Source organism: Arthrobacter sp. NicSoilB11, from assembly GCF_019977375.1.
Taxonomy (GTDB): Bacteria; Actinomycetota; Actinomycetes; order Actinomycetales; family Micrococcaceae; genus Arthrobacter.
In genome coordinates, this window is record NZ_AP024657.1 from 3,436,320 (window position 1) to 3,449,889 (window position 13,570).

The 13,570-nt window shown below is 68.3% G+C and carries 16 protein-coding genes; 9 read left to right on the forward strand and 7 right to left on the reverse strand.

What is annotated here, in order from left to right; all coding sequences use genetic code 11:
• The first annotated feature begins 47 nt into the window (after positions 1-47).
• A complete protein-coding gene (locus LDO14_RS16020; protein ID WP_056392795.1) occupies positions 48-488 on the forward strand; it encodes a hypothetical protein in 441 nt (146 codons plus the stop codon).
• Here LDO14_RS16020 and LDO14_RS16025 read toward each other — a convergent pair.
• The 3 genes from LDO14_RS16025 to LDO14_RS16035 form a co-directional block, all read right to left on the reverse strand.
• Entirely contained in the window at positions 457-2,433 is a 1,977-nt protein-coding gene (locus LDO14_RS16025) for an amino acid transporter (protein WP_223992539.1), read from the reverse strand. The genes LDO14_RS16020 and LDO14_RS16025 overlap by 32 nt on opposite strands.
• Positions 2,434-2,575: 142 nt before the next feature.
• The gene (locus LDO14_RS16030; protein ID WP_144601359.1) at positions 2,576-3,259 is read right to left on the reverse strand and encodes a response regulator; all 684 of its coding nucleotides are present in this window, start codon (positions 3,257-3,259) and stop codon (positions 2,576-2,578) included.
• Positions 3,256-5,829, reverse strand: coding sequence for a DUF4118 domain-containing protein (locus LDO14_RS16035; protein ID WP_223992541.1), 2,574 nt, complete (start codon positions 5,827-5,829; stop codon positions 3,256-3,258). Before LDO14_RS16035 ends, LDO14_RS16030 begins: the two co-directional genes overlap by 4 nt.
• A 140-nt stretch (positions 5,830-5,969) precedes the next feature.
• Here LDO14_RS16035 and LDO14_RS16040 point away from each other — a divergent pair, with 140 nt between their 5' ends.
• Complete coding sequence (locus tag LDO14_RS16040) at positions 5,970-6,716, forward strand: ABC transporter permease (protein ID WP_223992542.1); 747 nt, start codon at positions 5,970-5,972, stop codon at positions 6,714-6,716.
• A gap of 41 nt (positions 6,717-6,757) precedes the next feature.
• Here the strand turns inward: LDO14_RS16040 and LDO14_RS16045 are convergent, their stop codons facing one another.
• Complete coding sequence (locus tag LDO14_RS16045; protein WP_223992544.1) at positions 6,758-8,119, reverse strand: phenylacetate--CoA ligase family protein; 1,362 nt, start codon at positions 8,117-8,119, stop codon at positions 6,758-6,760.
• A gap of 38 nt (positions 8,120-8,157) precedes the next feature.
• Positions 8,158-8,703 (reverse strand): YceI family protein, encoded by a 546-nt coding sequence (locus tag LDO14_RS16050; protein ID WP_018768789.1) that lies wholly within the window; start codon positions 8,701-8,703, stop codon positions 8,158-8,160.
• A gap of 160 nt (positions 8,704-8,863) precedes the next feature.
• Between LDO14_RS16050 and LDO14_RS16055 the strand changes: the two genes are divergently transcribed.
• Positions 8,864-9,277 (forward strand): hypothetical protein, encoded by a 414-nt coding sequence (locus LDO14_RS16055; RefSeq protein WP_018768790.1) that lies wholly within the window; start codon positions 8,864-8,866, stop codon positions 9,275-9,277.
• 42 nt (positions 9,278-9,319) lie between these two features.
• Positions 9,320-10,090, forward strand: a complete 771-nt coding sequence (locus tag LDO14_RS16060) for a CDP-alcohol phosphatidyltransferase family protein (protein ID WP_223992546.1) — start codon at positions 9,320-9,322, stop codon at positions 10,088-10,090.
• A 78-nt stretch (positions 10,091-10,168) separates the two neighbouring features.
• Here the strand turns inward: LDO14_RS16060 and LDO14_RS16065 are convergent, their stop codons facing one another.
• Entirely contained in the window at positions 10,169-10,573 is a 405-nt protein-coding gene (locus LDO14_RS16065) for a DUF302 domain-containing protein (RefSeq protein WP_134164063.1), read from the reverse strand.
• 45 nt (positions 10,574-10,618) lie between these two features.
• The gene (locus LDO14_RS16070; RefSeq protein ID WP_018768793.1) at positions 10,619-10,876 is read right to left on the reverse strand and encodes a metal-sensitive transcriptional regulator; all 258 of its coding nucleotides are present in this window, start codon (positions 10,874-10,876) and stop codon (positions 10,619-10,621) included.
• Between the two features lie 124 nt (positions 10,877-11,000).
• Between LDO14_RS16070 and LDO14_RS16075 the strand changes: the two genes are divergently transcribed.
• Genes LDO14_RS16075 through LDO14_RS16095 form a run of 5 tightly spaced genes read left to right on the forward strand, consistent with a single transcriptional unit; the run spans position 11,001 to position 13,497 of the window.
• On the forward strand, positions 11,001-11,618 hold the full coding sequence (locus tag LDO14_RS16075) for a rhodanese-like domain-containing protein (protein WP_134164064.1): 618 nt from the start codon (positions 11,001-11,003) through the stop codon (positions 11,616-11,618).
• Positions 11,615-12,373: a sulfite exporter TauE/SafE family protein gene (locus LDO14_RS16080; protein ID WP_018768795.1), complete on the forward strand. Its 759-nt coding sequence runs from the start codon at positions 11,615-11,617 to the stop codon at positions 12,371-12,373. The genes LDO14_RS16075 and LDO14_RS16080 overlap by 4 nt, the downstream gene beginning before the upstream one ends.
• 20 nt (positions 12,374-12,393) lie before the next feature.
• Positions 12,394-12,735, forward strand: coding sequence for a rhodanese-like domain-containing protein (locus tag LDO14_RS16085; protein ID WP_056392779.1), 342 nt, complete (start codon positions 12,394-12,396; stop codon positions 12,733-12,735).
• A gap of 52 nt (positions 12,736-12,787) precedes the next feature.
• Entirely contained in the window at positions 12,788-13,084 is a 297-nt protein-coding gene (locus LDO14_RS16090; protein ID WP_018768797.1) for a rhodanese-like domain-containing protein, read from the forward strand.
• A gap of 50 nt (positions 13,085-13,134) precedes the next feature.
• Complete coding sequence (locus LDO14_RS16095; RefSeq protein WP_223992548.1) at positions 13,135-13,497, forward strand: thioredoxin domain-containing protein; 363 nt, start codon at positions 13,135-13,137, stop codon at positions 13,495-13,497.
• The last annotated feature ends 73 nt before the right edge of the window (positions 13,498-13,570 follow it).

The window sequence follows — 13,570 nt, forward strand, 5'->3', positions numbered from 1 at the left end:
TTTGATGGAGGCAGGTCAGCACATGCACGTGACGGCAAGGAGCGGAGATGCGGTGGGATGAGGCGCCCGATGACCGTGGCAGGGTCAGGTTTGCCGCGGCAGCCGAGGCCGTGGAGGGCTACGGCGGGCGCGCACTGAACGGCCGCGCCCTCCACCCGGCCGGCGGCTACCTTTTCCCCGACCAGGACGGCGAGGGGTGGTGGGTCATTTTCCAGCCGTGGCCCTCGACGGGCGGGCAGGGGCACAGAGTGCCCGGCGACATCCTGGCCTGCAACGATTCCTACGGCGACATGGTGCATGTGATGGTGCTGGCGGCGGGCGTGCGGGAGGACGACGCCGAGGCGGCCTTCCGCGCGGACGTCCCGGTCAGCCTGGCGGACGCCGCGCGGGTGGCGGCAACAGTGCCGCACGTGGCTGCCCCTGCGCACAGGGACGGGACGACGACGTATCCCCCGGTCAGCCGACGTGGACCCACGGGCGCTGGGTGACGTCCGGGACGGCCTCGCGCAGCACCTCCCTGGTCACCGGCGCGATTTCGCCCTCGCCCAGGAACAGGAACCGCACCAGGTTGGTGATCGGATTCCCCTCAGTCCAGCGGAAGTAGATGTGCGGCATGAGCCCCGTGACGTCCCTGATATGCAGCAGTACCGAGGCGATGGTATTGGGAACAACCGGCCCGTGGACTTCCAGGATGTGGTAACCGTGGCGGTTCACGCCACGGACATACAGTTCCGTTTCAAAGTCGGAGGAGTCATCCACGATCACTTCCAGGAACAGGGCATCGCCTGCCAACGGGAGGTGGCTGACCTCGATGGCAGACTCAAGCTTGTCCCGGTATGCCTCCGCAGACATCCGCAGCGGCTCGTGCGCGATGATCGCGATGGGGCCGTCCAGGGTGCTGGACATGAACTCCAGGGCCTGCTGGTCCAGGTGCACCCGGGTTGCATGCAGCTCAAAGGACCGGCGGACCCTGGACAGCAGGGAGATGACGATGATGCCCAGGATGAAGATCGCCGCGATCCGGATGCCTTCGGGCCGCTCGAAGATGTTGGCCACCGTGGTGTACGCGAACACCACGGAGATGGCACCGAAGCCGAAGGTGAGGTTGCGTTGCCCGCGCCGGCGCGCCGACAACGTGACGGCCACCGCTGCGGAGGTCATCAGCACCAGGACGCCGGTGGCGTAGGCACCGCCCTGGGCGTCGACGTCGGCGTTGAAGATGAAGGTGATGAGGAACCCGACCAGCGTGAACACAAGCACCAGGGGCCTGACAGCCTTGGCCCACTCCGGGGCCATGCCGTAGCGGGGCAGGTAGCGGGGAACCAGGTTCAGCAGGCCGGCCATGGCCGAGGCACCGGCAAACCAGAGGATGCCGATGGTGCTGATGTCGTAGACGCTGCCGAAGCCCACGCCCAGGTATTCGTGCGCCAGGTAGGCCAGGGCGCGCCCGTTCGCCTGGCCGCCGGGCTGGAATTCCTGTTCCGGAATCAGGACAACGGTAATGAAGCTGGTGGTCAGCAGGAACACGCTCATGATCGCCGCAGCGGTGGTGAGCATGCGCCGGGCTCCGCGGATTCGGCCCGCCGGGTTCTCCTCCGTGTCATCCGCCGCTCCGCGGACCTGCGGCATCACGGCAACGCCGGTTTCGAAGCCGGACAGGCCCAGCGCCAGTTTGGGGAACACCAGCAGTGCGATGGCCACCGTCACCAGGGGGTTGCCGTGGGATACCCACAGATTCGTCCACCAGTCGCCCATCGCCACCGGGTGGGAGACCACCTGCATCAGGGTGGCAACCACCACCACCGCATTCAGGCCCAGGTACAGGACAACCAGGAAGACGGCGACGCCGATCGCTTCCTTGAACCCGCGCAGGAACACGGCAGCCAGCAGGGCCAGCAGGAAAAGCGTTACGGGGACGTTCTGGTTTTGGAGCCAACCGGGGGCAACAGGATTGCCGATCAGGTGTGCGGTGGCATCGGCGGCCGAGAGCGTCATGGTGATCATGAAGTCGGTGGCGGCGAACCCGAGCAGGACCAGCACCAGGAGCTTTCCTCCCCAGCGGGGCAGCAGCCGCTCCAGCATGGCAATGGAGCCCTCACCGCGGGGGCTTTCACCGGCAACCCGGCGGTAGACCGGCAGGGCACCCAACAGTGTCACGGCCACAAGGACCAGGGTGGCCAGCGGGGAGATGACACCGGCTGCCAGCGCGGCGATGGCCGGCTGGTAGCCCAGGGTGGAGAAGTAGTCCACGCCGGTAAGGCACATGACCTGCCACCACGAGTGCTTTTTTTCGTGCTGGGTGGGAACACCGCCGGGGCCCTGGTGGGTGCCCTTGCTGTCCTGCAGCCCGAACAGCAGCCAGTCCTTCAGCGCCTCCCTTCCGTGCGGGTGGGTGGCGGAAGGATCCGCCGGGGGCCTGCTCAACGTGGTCATGTCTGCCTTTCCGCGCTGCCCGTTGCACCGCGATCATTGCGAAGCTAGCACCGGCGAAATTGGCGGAAGCGCCAGAAAGGGAATTCTTGATGTTTCCTTTACGCGTGATGTTCGACGGCGGCCGGAGCGGTCCGGCGGCAGGTCACGGCTCGAAGCGGTAGCCCATGCCGGCCTCGGTCAGCAGGTGGCGGGGGCGGGCGGGATCCGCCTCCAGTTTGCGCCGCAGTTGGCCCATGTAGACGCGCAGGTAGTGGGTCTCGTTGTCATAGCCGGGACCCCAGACCCTGGCGAGCATCTGCTGTTGCGTTATCAGCCGGCCGGGATTCCGCACCAGCATTTCCAGGATGGCCCACTCGCGGGGGGTGAGCCGGACCGGATCCCCCGCCCGGGTCACCTTCCGGTTGGCCAGGTCCACCTGGAAATCACCCACATCGATGGCGGCCCCGCCGTCGGCCACGTCCAACGTGCCGCTCCGGCGGCCGGCAACGCGCAGCCGGGCCAGGAGTTCGTCCAGGCCAAACGGCTTGGTGACGTAGTCGTCCGCCCCGGCGTCCAGGGCCCGGACCTTGTCCACGGACCCGTGCCGGGCGGAAAGCACGATGATGGGCATGCTGCTGGTGCGGCGGATCCTGGTGATCACGTCCACGCCGTTGATGTCCGGCAGTCCGAGGTCCAGCACCATGGCATCCGGATGGCCGCCTTCCGCGTGCTTCAGGGCGGCCACCCCGTCCAGGGCGGTCAGCACCCGGTAGCCCTCAGCCTCCAGGTTGACCTGGAGGGCACGCAGGAACTGCGGCTCGTCGTCAACGATCAATACTGTCCTCATGAGGTGCTGGTGCCTGCTTTCCGGCGAGGGGTGGAAACGTCCGGTGCGGCAACCTGGGGCAGGCGGATGACTATGGTCAGTCCCCCGCCCTGGGTCGGCTCGGCCAGCAGGTGACCGCCCATGGCCTCGGTGAAGCCTTTCGCGACGGCGAGGCCAAGCCCCATCCCGAGTCCCGCGGGGGCGTCGTCGAGGCGCTGGAAGGGCTGGAAGATCCCCTCGACGGCGGCAGCGGGCACGCCCTGCCCGTGATCGACGATGTGCAACTCGCCAAAGGGGGTTCCGCCGTCGCCCACTCCCCTGGTTCGCGTCGAAACGCCGACGATGGCCACGTCGGACGCCGGCGCGTATTTAAGCGCGTTTTCCACGATGTTGGCGATGACCCGCTCCAACATCCCCAGGTCGGCATAGATCGCAGGGATGTCCGGGGGAAGCTCCACCCGGATCCGGTCCGCCGGGAGGCCGCGCAGCGCGTCCTCGATTGCATCACGCCACGTGACGGGCGCTGTCAGTGGCGCAGCCGAACCGCTGGAGATCCGGGACATGTCCAGGAGGTTGGCGATCAGGGCGTCCAGGCGCTCGGTGTAGGACTCGACGGTCTCGAGCATCTCGGCCTGCACCTCATCGGGAAGCCTGCGGCTCTGGCGCCGCAGGGCCGTTACGGCCAGTTTTATCCCCGCCAGCGGCGTGCGCAGGTCATGGCTGACCGCCCGCAGGATGGCCGTGCGGACGTTGTTGCCCTCGGCCATCTTCGCGGTGCTCTGCAGCGTCCGCTGAAGGGCATGGCGCTGGCGCAGCAACAGGAGGTGGGCGCCGTGGGCGGACAGGAGGAGCCGGTCCCCGGCGGTGAGGGTGCGTCCGGAGAGGACCAGGGCGGTCCGCTCGTCGGCGAGTTCCACGCTGTCCGTCAACCCTGCCGTGTCCGGGGAGGGAGGAGGCGCCTCCCCGGAGAACGCCTGGAGCTCCCATGCTGCGTCCTTGTCCCCGGATGTGGTGAAGAGCCCGGCCGAACGGACCTGGAAGGTTTCCCGGACCTTGCCCATGAACGCTGCAACGGTGTCATCGGCCAGGAGGGCATCGTGGGCGAGGTCCGCGAGGGTGGCGGCTTCCGCGCGGGCACGTGCGGCTTCCCGGGCGCGCCTTGCGGACAGGCCCACCACCAGTGACACGGCCACCGCTGCACTGAGGAAGACCAGCAGCGCGAAGACGTTTTGCGGGTCGCTGATATTGAGCGTTCCCACCGGGTCCGTCTGGAAGTAGTTCAGCAGCAGCGAGTCCAGGACGGCGGCGAGCACCGCAGGCCACAGGCCGCCGATGAACGCCACGGCCATCACCCCGGTCAGATGGACCAGTGCGTGGGTGGCGAGGTTGAGCTCCGGATTGCGGGACAGCGCCGCCGTTACCAGGACCGGGAGGACCACAGCCAGGACGAAGCCGATCAGCGTGCGCCTGCCGCTGAGCGCCGCGGGAGATGGCCCCGGCAACCCAGGGCCGCCCTGGGGAAGGGAGACGATGTGCACGTCGATATCGCCCGAGCCCCGGACCACTTTGGCGCCTGCACCGATACCGAGGATCCTGCTCCGGAGCGTCCCCGGTGAGGCGCCGATGACGATCTGGGTGGCGTTGACGCTGCGGGCAAATTCGAGGAGGGACCCCGCTGCGTCCTCACCGGACACCGTATGGCAGGTGCCGCCGAGGTCGGCGACGAGGCGCCGCTGCGCGTCCAGCAGCTGCCCCCGCGTCGCGGCCGTGCTTTCGGCGCGCCGGACGTGAACCGCCAGCAGGTCCCCGCCGTTGACCCGGGACAAGATCCGGGCCGCCCTCCTGACGAGCAGCTCCCCTTCGGGGCCTCCACTGAGTCCGACGACAACCCGCTCGCGGGCCGGCCAGGTGGCGGTGATCCCCTGGCTTTTCCGGTAGCCCGCCAGCCCTTCGTCCACCCGGTCCGCCAGCCAGATCAAGGCGATTTCACGCAGGGCAATGAGATTGCCCAGCCGGAATTCGTTGGCCAGGGCAGCGTCGATCCTGTCCCTGGGCACAACGTTCCCGTCAGCAACCCTCTGGCGCAGGAGTTCGGGCGATATGTCCACCAGCTCGATGTGGTCTGCCCGCCGCACCACGGCGTCCGGGACCGGTTCCCCGTCTGGTTCGTCGGTGATTGCGGCGACGACGTCTTTCAGCGATGCCACATGCTGGACGGCAAGCGTGGTGAGCACGTCCGTCCCCGCCGCCAGAAGCTCCTCGATGTCCTGCCAGCGGCGGGTATTCCTGCTGCCCGGAGCATTGACGTGCGCATACTCGTCGACGACGGCCACCTCCGGTTTCCTTGCCAGCACAGCGTCCAGGTCAAGCTCGGGTACCTCCGCCCCGTTGCCGTCGGGCAGAAGGCGCGGCGCCACGACGTCGAGCCCGTCAAGGAGCTGCCCGGTGTCAGGCCTCCCGTGCGCGGCGGCGATGCCGATCACGACGTCCCTGCCGCCGGCCAGGATCTGGTGCGCCTCACGCAGCATGGAGTACGTGGTGCCGGCCCCCGCGGCCGCACCCAGGAAGATCCGAAGCGTTCCCCGTGCCATACCCACAGTCTTATCCCCTCCGGCCATACTGACCAACCCGTTGCCTCCGCGGGTCAGACGTGGGCGGGCGCTCGAGCAAAACCTGCCGGGTGTGAGCGGGCGTTGCAGGGACGGGACCGCTCGCTCAGTAAGCTGGCGGCATGCCCGCCCTTTCCACCCTGCTGCCCACCCTGGTGGCCCTTGCCATCCTGGCGGCACTCACGGTGGGAATCCTCTGGGGCGCGCGGACGCCGTCGTACCTCTCCCCTGCCCTGGCCATCCTCCGCGGGGCAGCCCAGCTCGCGGCCATCAGCCTGGTGCTGGGCGGCGTCATCAGCAACCCGCTGTGGGTGGGGGTGGCCCTGCTGGTCATGTTCACCGTAGCGTCCGTGACGGCAACACGAAGGCTCACCTGGTCCTGGCGCCGCTTCGCCCTGGTGGCGGTGACCATGGCTGCCGGCATCCTGGTGACGGTGGCCGTCGTGTTTGGAACGGGCGCCATCGAATTCGCGCCGCGGTACCTGCTGGCCGTGGGCGGGATCGTGATCGGCAACTCGATGACCATCGCCACCCTGGCCGGACGCCGTTTCTTCGAGGCCGTCCTGGAGCAGTGGGACCAGGTGGAGGGCTGGCTGGCGCTGGGGGCGACGCCCCGGCAGGCCACCCTGCTCCAGGCGCGGCAGGCAGTGCACTCGGCCCTGATCCCGTCCACGGACCAAACCAAGACCACCGGGCTGGTCACCCTTCCCGGGGCATTCGTGGGCGCGATCTTCGGCGGCGCCTCACCCCTGGAGGCCGGCCGGTTCCAGGTGGTGGTGCTGGCCTCGATCATGGCGGCCGGGTCCATCACCGCCGTCGCTCTGATCCGCTCGCTGGGCAACGTGAAGGTGCGGCCGGAACCGGTGTAGGCCGGGCGTCAACGGGCCGGTTACCTCCGTCCGGGGGCACCTTAGGGCCGGTTTTTCCAGGCGCGCACGAATGGTGCTTTCCCTAGGGCGGTCCGTTCAAGCCGCTCCACCAGCCGGATGTCCACGGGCATGTGCGCCGCGCCGGCAGCCATAAGGGCGGCGGTCACCGCAGCCCGGACGCCTTCCTCGGATTGCCCGGGTGCGAGTCCGGCCAGCAGCACCCGCAGCCCGGACGGTTCCTGGATGACCTGCCAGCCTGCGACGGCCGCCTGGTCCAGGACCTGGTGGAAGACATTCGGGTGCACGTTCACGGTGCCGGTCCTGCCCGGCAGTTGCAGGACGTCCTCGATGCGCCCCTCGATATCCTCCATGACGGTGAAACTGCGTCCGCAGGGGCAGCCCCTGCCGCCGAGCCTTACGGTGTCCGACATCTCGTACCTGATCAGCGGCACGGTCCGGGAGAACAGGACGGTGACCAGGAGCTTGGACCCGGTTGTCCCCGCCGGGACGGGGTTGCCGGCCTGGTCCACGGGTTCGATGATGAGGAGGTCCTCGTAAACGTGGCGGTTCCGGTAGGTGCAGGGGGATGCGATCCCCGCCGTTTCGGTGGCGGCGTAGACGTCGAAAGGGGCGCTGCCCCACGCGGATTCCAGTTCCGCTGCGGCCTGGGCGCTGAGCACCTCGGAGGCTGACATCACCCCCTGCGGCGCGATGTGCAGCCGCCCTGCCAGCTGTTCCGCGGCCAGGGGTTTGAGCGCTGAGGCGTAACCGACGAGGACCCGGGGCTGGAACCGGTTGAGGGCGGCGACGTTCTCCTCCATGGGTGCGGTGACGTCCAGGCGAAGGGTGGGGACCACTCCGGAGCGCACCGATGCGCCGACGACGGCTGACTGGTGGGTGGGGACCCGCGAGCTGACCAGGGCCACCTTCAGCGGCCGGGTCAGCCCCAGGGTAAACCCTGCCCAGTCGTTCGCGCGGGCGTACGAGGCCAGGACGGTAGCCCACTCCGCGCGGTTCCAGACGAACGTTCCGCGCCGGCCGGTGGTCCCGGCTGTCGCCGCCGCCCACCAGCGGCCCTTCCATGGCAGTCCGGGGTCTCCACCGCTCTCGACGAGCGACCGCAGATGGCCTTCCACTTCCGCCAGCGTCAGGTGCGGGGTGGTGATGGCCTCATCGAAGTGCTCCATCAGGTCTGCTTTGGTCACTTGCGGCAGCCGGTCCAGCGGAGCGTCGTGCAGGCCGGCATGGTGGCGGCGGTAGAACTCCGAGCCGGCGTAGGCCGCCCGGCGCAGTTCCGTCAGGGCATGGTCCTGGTGTGCGGCGATCCGGGCGGCGTCCCAGCGGTCCCGTTTCCGCCACGCAGCCCGGAGGAACAGCACACGGGGGACCAGGCGGAGGTCCACGGCGGTTGCCTGACGTTGCCTTGCCGCGGTCCGGCCTGTCAGCCCTGCTTGACCAGAGCCGCCTCGAGGTTGATCTTGACCTTGTCGCTGACCAGCACGCCGCCGGCTTCCAGCGCGGCGTTCCAGGTGAGCCCGAACTCCTTGCGGCTGATTTCGGCTTCCGCGGAGAATCCTGCCCGCGTGGCGCCAAAGGGATCCACGGCGACGCCGGTGAACTCAACCTCAAGCTCCACCGGCCTGGTCACGCCCTTGATGGTCAGGTCCCCCGTCAGGGTGTATTCCTCCCCGTCCCCTTCGATGTGGGTGCCGCGGAACGTCATTTCGGGATACTTTTCGACGTCGAAGAAGTCCGCGCCCTTCACGTGCGCGTCACGGTTGGCGTCACCGGAGTCAAAACTTGCCGTGGACACCGTGGCATGCACCGAGGACTCCTCCAGGGACCGCCCCACCCTGGCTTCGGCGCTGGCCTGGGTAAAGCGGCCACGGACCTTGCTGATTCCGGCATGTCGGACGCTGAAGCCGATCTCGCTGTGGGACATGTCCAGGAGCCATGTTCCCGGCGTGAGTTCCTGGGGAAGGGTCATTGTCATTCTCCTTACTCGTAGGGCCGCAGGCTTCGCTGCCCGCTACAGGGGCAAGACTGCGGATGCCCCTAAATATTCCCCATAAAACCCGCAGATATAAGGGTCCGGGGTGAACCGGGGGGGAACTTCGGGCGTATACATAGACGTGGCTCTACGTTTATTGACCGCCCTGGCGCTGTTCATCGATGCCGGCGTCCATCTCTTCCTGGCCCCGGGCTACCAGGCCGCGCAGCCGGGCACCATCAGCCAGGGCACCCTGTTCCTGCTCGAAGCCGCGGCGGCCCTGGTGGCCGGCCTCTATGTCCTGGTCCGCGGCAGCCGCGCCGCCTACGCACTCGCCCTGGCGGTGGCACTGAGCGCCTTCGCCGCCGTCATGCTCTACAGATACGTGGACATCCCGGCCATAGGTCCGATTCCGGCAATGTACGATCCCGTATGGTTCTTCTCGAAAACCCTCAGCGCCGTCGCCGAAGGGGCGGGATCGCTGCTGGCTCTGGCGGGCCTGGTCCGTAGCGGCCGCGGGAGAAGGGCCGACGACGGCACGGGGGTCCGTGCCGGGCGTCGCCGGCCGTGACGATCGCCGGGGCCGTTGCCAGCATGCGGGGGGAGGTGGCAGATGGGCGCAGCCGGATGGGCGATGTCCGGGCACGCGATGCCTGACGCGGTGGCAACCCTGGCCGCCTACGCGGTCCCGGCCTTGTGGCTGTCATCCCTGTCCGCCTCCGGACCGGTCCTCCAAATGGCCGGCCTGTGTGCAGGCGCCCTGGTGACCGCGGCCGCCGTCGGCTCTGTCCTGCGGCGCATCCCGCGCTTTTCAACTCCGGCAGACCGCGTCACCCTGCTCCGTGCCGTCCTGGTGGCACTCTGCGCCGTGGTGGCCGTCCCGGAACTGTTCACCGGGCGCAGCAGTTTCCTGGTGCCGGTCCTGGGCGGTGTCGCCTTCCTGATGGACGGGCTGGACGGCGCCGTGGCGCGGCGGACCGGGACAGCGTCCCCGGCGGGAGCACGCTTCGATGCCGCCACCGACGCCGCGCTGGTGCTTGTGCTGTCCATCGCGGCCGCGGCGGTGGCGGGCCCGTGGACACTGGCGATCGGGGGCATGTACTACGTGTTCACGGCCGCCGCGTTCTTCAGGCCGCACCTGCGTGAGCCGCTGCCGCCCAGTGTTTCCCGCAAGGCCATCGGAGCCTTCCAACCGCTGGCGCTGCTGGTGGCGCTTGTCCCTGGTATCCCGTGGGCTGCCGCCTTCCCGGCGGTGGCGCTGGCGCTGCTCACGTATTCCTTCACGCGCGATGTGGTCCAGCTGGAGATCCGCCACCGCTCCCGAGAGCTTCCCGCTGCCCACGCCCACTTTCGACACCCACATTCCCCGGCGCTGCCCGAATAGCCCGAGCGCTAGGGAATATGCGCGTCGCAGGTGTTCAAGCGCGTCGCCACAAGAAGTCTGGTGCGGACTTCCCCTGCCTCACCCCAGGCTGGCGAGGGCCTTCCGAAGGCGCGCGCCGGCGTCGTCCGCAACCTCTTTGACCGCGGCAGCGTCACTGAGCTGGACCATGGCCTGCGGGTCAATGGCCTCGACGGTGGTCTCGGTGGCATCGGCCTTACGCCGCACCACCACGTTGCAGGGCAGCAGCGCACCCATTTCCGGCTCGGCTGCGAGGGCACGGCTGGCAAGGGCCGGATTGCAGGCGCCCAGGATGACGTAATCCCCGACGGCGTCCGCGGCCTCGGCGCCCAGCTTGGCTTCGAAGGTGGACCGGACGTTGATTTCCGTCAGGATCCCGAAGCCCTGTGCCGCAAGGGCCTCGCGGGTGCGCTCCAGCGCTTCCGCCCAAGGCAGGGACACGGTGGTGGCCAGGGTGTACGTCATGGTGCTCCTCGGGATATTCGACGGTCCGCTGATATTGCAGGCTGATTAGGCCAGGGAGAGGAAGAGCTTCTCCAGGTCCTTCCGGTCCATGGTCTGGTCCTTCTGCGTGATGCACTGCTCCAGCCCGGTGGCAATGATGGCGAAGCCGGCGCGGTCGAGGGCTTTGGACACGGCGGCCAGCTGGGTGACCACGTCCTTGCAGTCCCGGCCTTCTTCAAGCATCCGGGTGACGGCGGCGAGCTGTCCCTGGGCGCGCTTGAGGCGGTTGATCACGGGCGTGAGTTCGGTTGGGTTCAGTTCCATAAGAAGGGTCTCCATTGATGGGGTGCTCCCGTCAACTGTATACCCCTCCGGGTGTTTTGACTACCCCCGGGGGTATCTGTGATACTCGGTGGGGTATCCAGCCCATCCCCTCCGAGAGGCATCAATGACTTCCCCTTCAAAAGCAACCGCCGTTACAGCGCTTGCCCCCGAAACCCTCCGGTCCTGGTTCACGGAGCACCAGGACCTCGTGGTCATCGACGTGCGCTCCGCCGCCGAATTCGGGTCCATGCACATCCGCGGCTCCTACAACGTGCCGCTGCCGCTGCTCTCGGAGCACACCGATGAGCTCGCCGCCCGGCTGGGTTCACGCGTGGTCCTGGTGTGCCAGTCCGGCGTCCGCGCCGAGCAGGCACGGCAGCGGATGGCCACCGTCGGCCTCGACACCGCCTACGTCCTCACCGGCGGCGTTCCGGGCTTCGCCGCCGCGGGCGGCGACGTGGTCAAGGGCAAGGACCGCTGGGACCTGGAGCGCCAGGTCCGCCTGGCCGCCGGCTCCCTGGTGATGCTGGGCCTGGTGGGCGGCAAGTTCGTCTCCCCCAAGGTCCGCATGCTTGCCGGCGCCATCGGAACCGGCCTGACGTTCTCGGCCGCAACCAACACCTGCGCCATGGGCAAGGCCCTTTCGGCCATGCCGTGGAACAAGGCCGCCAAGGAACCCACCCGCGAAAGCGCCATCCTCCAGCTTCCCGTTCCGGCAGCAGAAGAGGACGCCGCGGCATGATTCCGGCCCTGGGCCTGGGGCTTGTCGTCGGCATCGTCCTGGGCGTCGTGGGCGGCGGCGGCTCCATCATCGCCGTTCCGGCCCTGGTGTACGGCGTGGGCATGAGCCCCGCCCAGGCGATTCCGACGTCGCTGCTGGTGGTGGGCGTATCCTCGCTCACGGCCCTGCTCCCCAGGATCCGGGAGGGCCTGAACTGGCCCGTGATCGCCTTGGTCGGCGGCGCCGGGATTCCGGCGGCCTGGGCCGGCGCGGCCGTGGGCAAGCTGCTGGACCCGAACCTACTGATGCTGGCGTTCGCCGGAATCATGGTGGCCGCAGGCATCCGGATGCTGATGAAACCCCGTGAAACCGAAGGGTCCTGCAGCACGGGGCCGCACCGGGCGTTCCGCTCCTGCGCCCCGAAGGCCGTAGGCGTTGGCCTGCTCGTCGGGTTCCTCACCGGGCTGCTCGGCGTGGGCGGCGGCTTCCTCATCACCCCGGCGCTGACCATCTTCCTGGGCCTGCGCATGAAGCAGGCCGTCGGAACGTCACTGGCAATCATCGTGGTCAACTCCGCTGCCGGCTTCAGCGCCCATGCCGCCGGCTACACCGTCGACTGGGCCACCACCCTGGCGTTCGCAGTCCCGGCAATCCTGGGATCCGTCGTCGCCGCGCGGCTGGCCCGCCGCCTGCATGACAAGCACATCCGCATCTCATTCGCGGTACTCATCTTCGCCGTCGCGGCATGGGTCACCGCCGGCACGGTCACCGCCTGACCCACCAAGAGGAGAACACCATGGGACTCATCGATTCCCTCAAAAAAGCCTTCAGCAAGCCTTACAAGACGGTATCCGTGGCGCAGGCCAAGGAACTCCTGGGCTCGGGCGCCACACTGATCGACGTCAGGTCAGCCCAGGAATGGCGGACCGGCCGGGCGCCGCAGGCCAAGCACGTCCCCCTGGACCGGCTGCAGGCCAGCACCGCCGGGATCCAGAAGACCCGCCCCGTGATCGCCGTCTGCGCCTCCGGAGTACGGTCCGCCTCAGCAGCCCGCCTCCTGGCCGCCAAGGGGTACGACGCCTACTCGGTACGCGGCGGCATGGCCGCATGGCGCCAAGCCGGCGAGCCCGTCCGCTAGGCAAGCAGCACCACCCGGCAACCCAGCCGAACCACTTCAAAGGAGAACCACCATGGCTGAAATCACCATCACCGAAACCGACCAGCGCCGCTCCACCGCCCGGATCCTTGACGTCCGCGAGGACTTCGAAGTCGCCGAAGGGATGATCCCCGGCGCATTGCACATCCCCATGGGCGAGCTGCAGGCCCGCTTGTCCGAACTGGACCCGGCCGTGCCCGTGATCGCCATCTGCCGCAGCGGCAACCGCAGTGCCGCCGTCGCTGAAGCCCTCAACGGCGTCGGCTACAAGGCGGACACCATGGCCGGCGGCATGACCGCGTGGACCCGCGCCGGACTCCCCACCACCTAGGCCCTGCCGCGAGGCAACAACCCCACCCGCCCGAAAGGACACGACAGACCATGGCAACCATCGACATCACCGAGCAATCCTTCGCCCAGACCCTGGAGGACAACAACATCGTCTTCGTAGACTTCTGGGCAGCATGGTGCGGCCCGTGCCGCATGTTCGCCCCCACCTACGGCGCCGCCGCCGAACGCCACCCGGACATCACCTCCGCCAAGGTGGACACCGAAGCCGAACAGGCCCTCGCCGCCGCAGCAAACATCACCTCCATCCCCACCCTGATGGCCTTCAAGGACAAGACCCTCGTCTTCTCCCAGCCTGGAGCACTCAACGCCACCGGCCTCGAGGAAGTCATCCAGGCCGTCAAGAACCTGGACATGGACAAACTCCGCGCCGAAGCCGGCCACCAGCACGCCTGAGCCACCGGCGGCCACATCAGTTCCCCTCGTTGCGTTATACCCCTGGGGGTATCTATACTTGATTCAGAACCCC

What these genes read in the sequence shown, in the direction of transcription:
- LDO14_RS16060 (WP_223992546.1), top strand. Translation starts at nt 9,320, where the DNA reads ATGGGCGCAGCCGGATGGGCGATGTCCGGGCACGCGATGCCTGACGCG.
- LDO14_RS16075 (WP_134164064.1), top strand. Translation starts at nt 11,001, where the DNA reads ATGACTTCCCCTTCAAAAGCAACCGCCGTTACAGCGCTTGCCCCCGAA.
- LDO14_RS16030 (WP_144601359.1), bottom strand. Translation starts at nt 3,259, where the DNA reads ATGAGGACAGTATTGATCGTTGACGACGAGCCGCAGTTCCTGCGTGCC.
- LDO14_RS16085 (WP_056392779.1), top strand. Translation starts at nt 12,394, where the DNA reads ATGGGACTCATCGATTCCCTCAAAAAAGCCTTCAGCAAGCCTTACAAG.
- LDO14_RS16040 (WP_223992542.1), top strand. Translation starts at nt 5,970, where the DNA reads ATGCCCGCCCTTTCCACCCTGCTGCCCACCCTGGTGGCCCTTGCCATC.
- LDO14_RS16080 (WP_018768795.1), top strand. Translation starts at nt 11,615, where the DNA reads ATGATTCCGGCCCTGGGCCTGGGGCTTGTCGTCGGCATCGTCCTGGGC.
- LDO14_RS16090 (WP_018768797.1), top strand. Translation starts at nt 12,788, where the DNA reads ATGGCTGAAATCACCATCACCGAAACCGACCAGCGCCGCTCCACCGCC.
- LDO14_RS16050 (WP_018768789.1), bottom strand. Translation starts at nt 8,703, where the DNA reads ATGACCCTTCCCCAGGAACTCACGCCGGGAACATGGCTCCTGGACATG.
- LDO14_RS16065 (WP_134164063.1), bottom strand. Translation starts at nt 10,573, where the DNA reads ATGACGTACACCCTGGCCACCACCGTGTCCCTGCCTTGGGCGGAAGCG.
- LDO14_RS16025 (WP_223992539.1), bottom strand. Translation starts at nt 2,433, where the DNA reads ATGACCACGTTGAGCAGGCCCCCGGCGGATCCTTCCGCCACCCACCCG.
- LDO14_RS16095 (WP_223992548.1), top strand. Translation starts at nt 13,135, where the DNA reads ATGGCAACCATCGACATCACCGAGCAATCCTTCGCCCAGACCCTGGAG.
- LDO14_RS16070 (WP_018768793.1), bottom strand. Translation starts at nt 10,876, where the DNA reads ATGGAACTGAACCCAACCGAACTCACGCCCGTGATCAACCGCCTCAAG.
- LDO14_RS16035 (WP_223992541.1), bottom strand. Translation starts at nt 5,829, where the DNA reads ATGGCACGGGGAACGCTTCGGATCTTCCTGGGTGCGGCCGCGGGGGCC.
- LDO14_RS16020 (WP_056392795.1), top strand. Translation starts at nt 48, where the DNA reads ATGCGGTGGGATGAGGCGCCCGATGACCGTGGCAGGGTCAGGTTTGCC.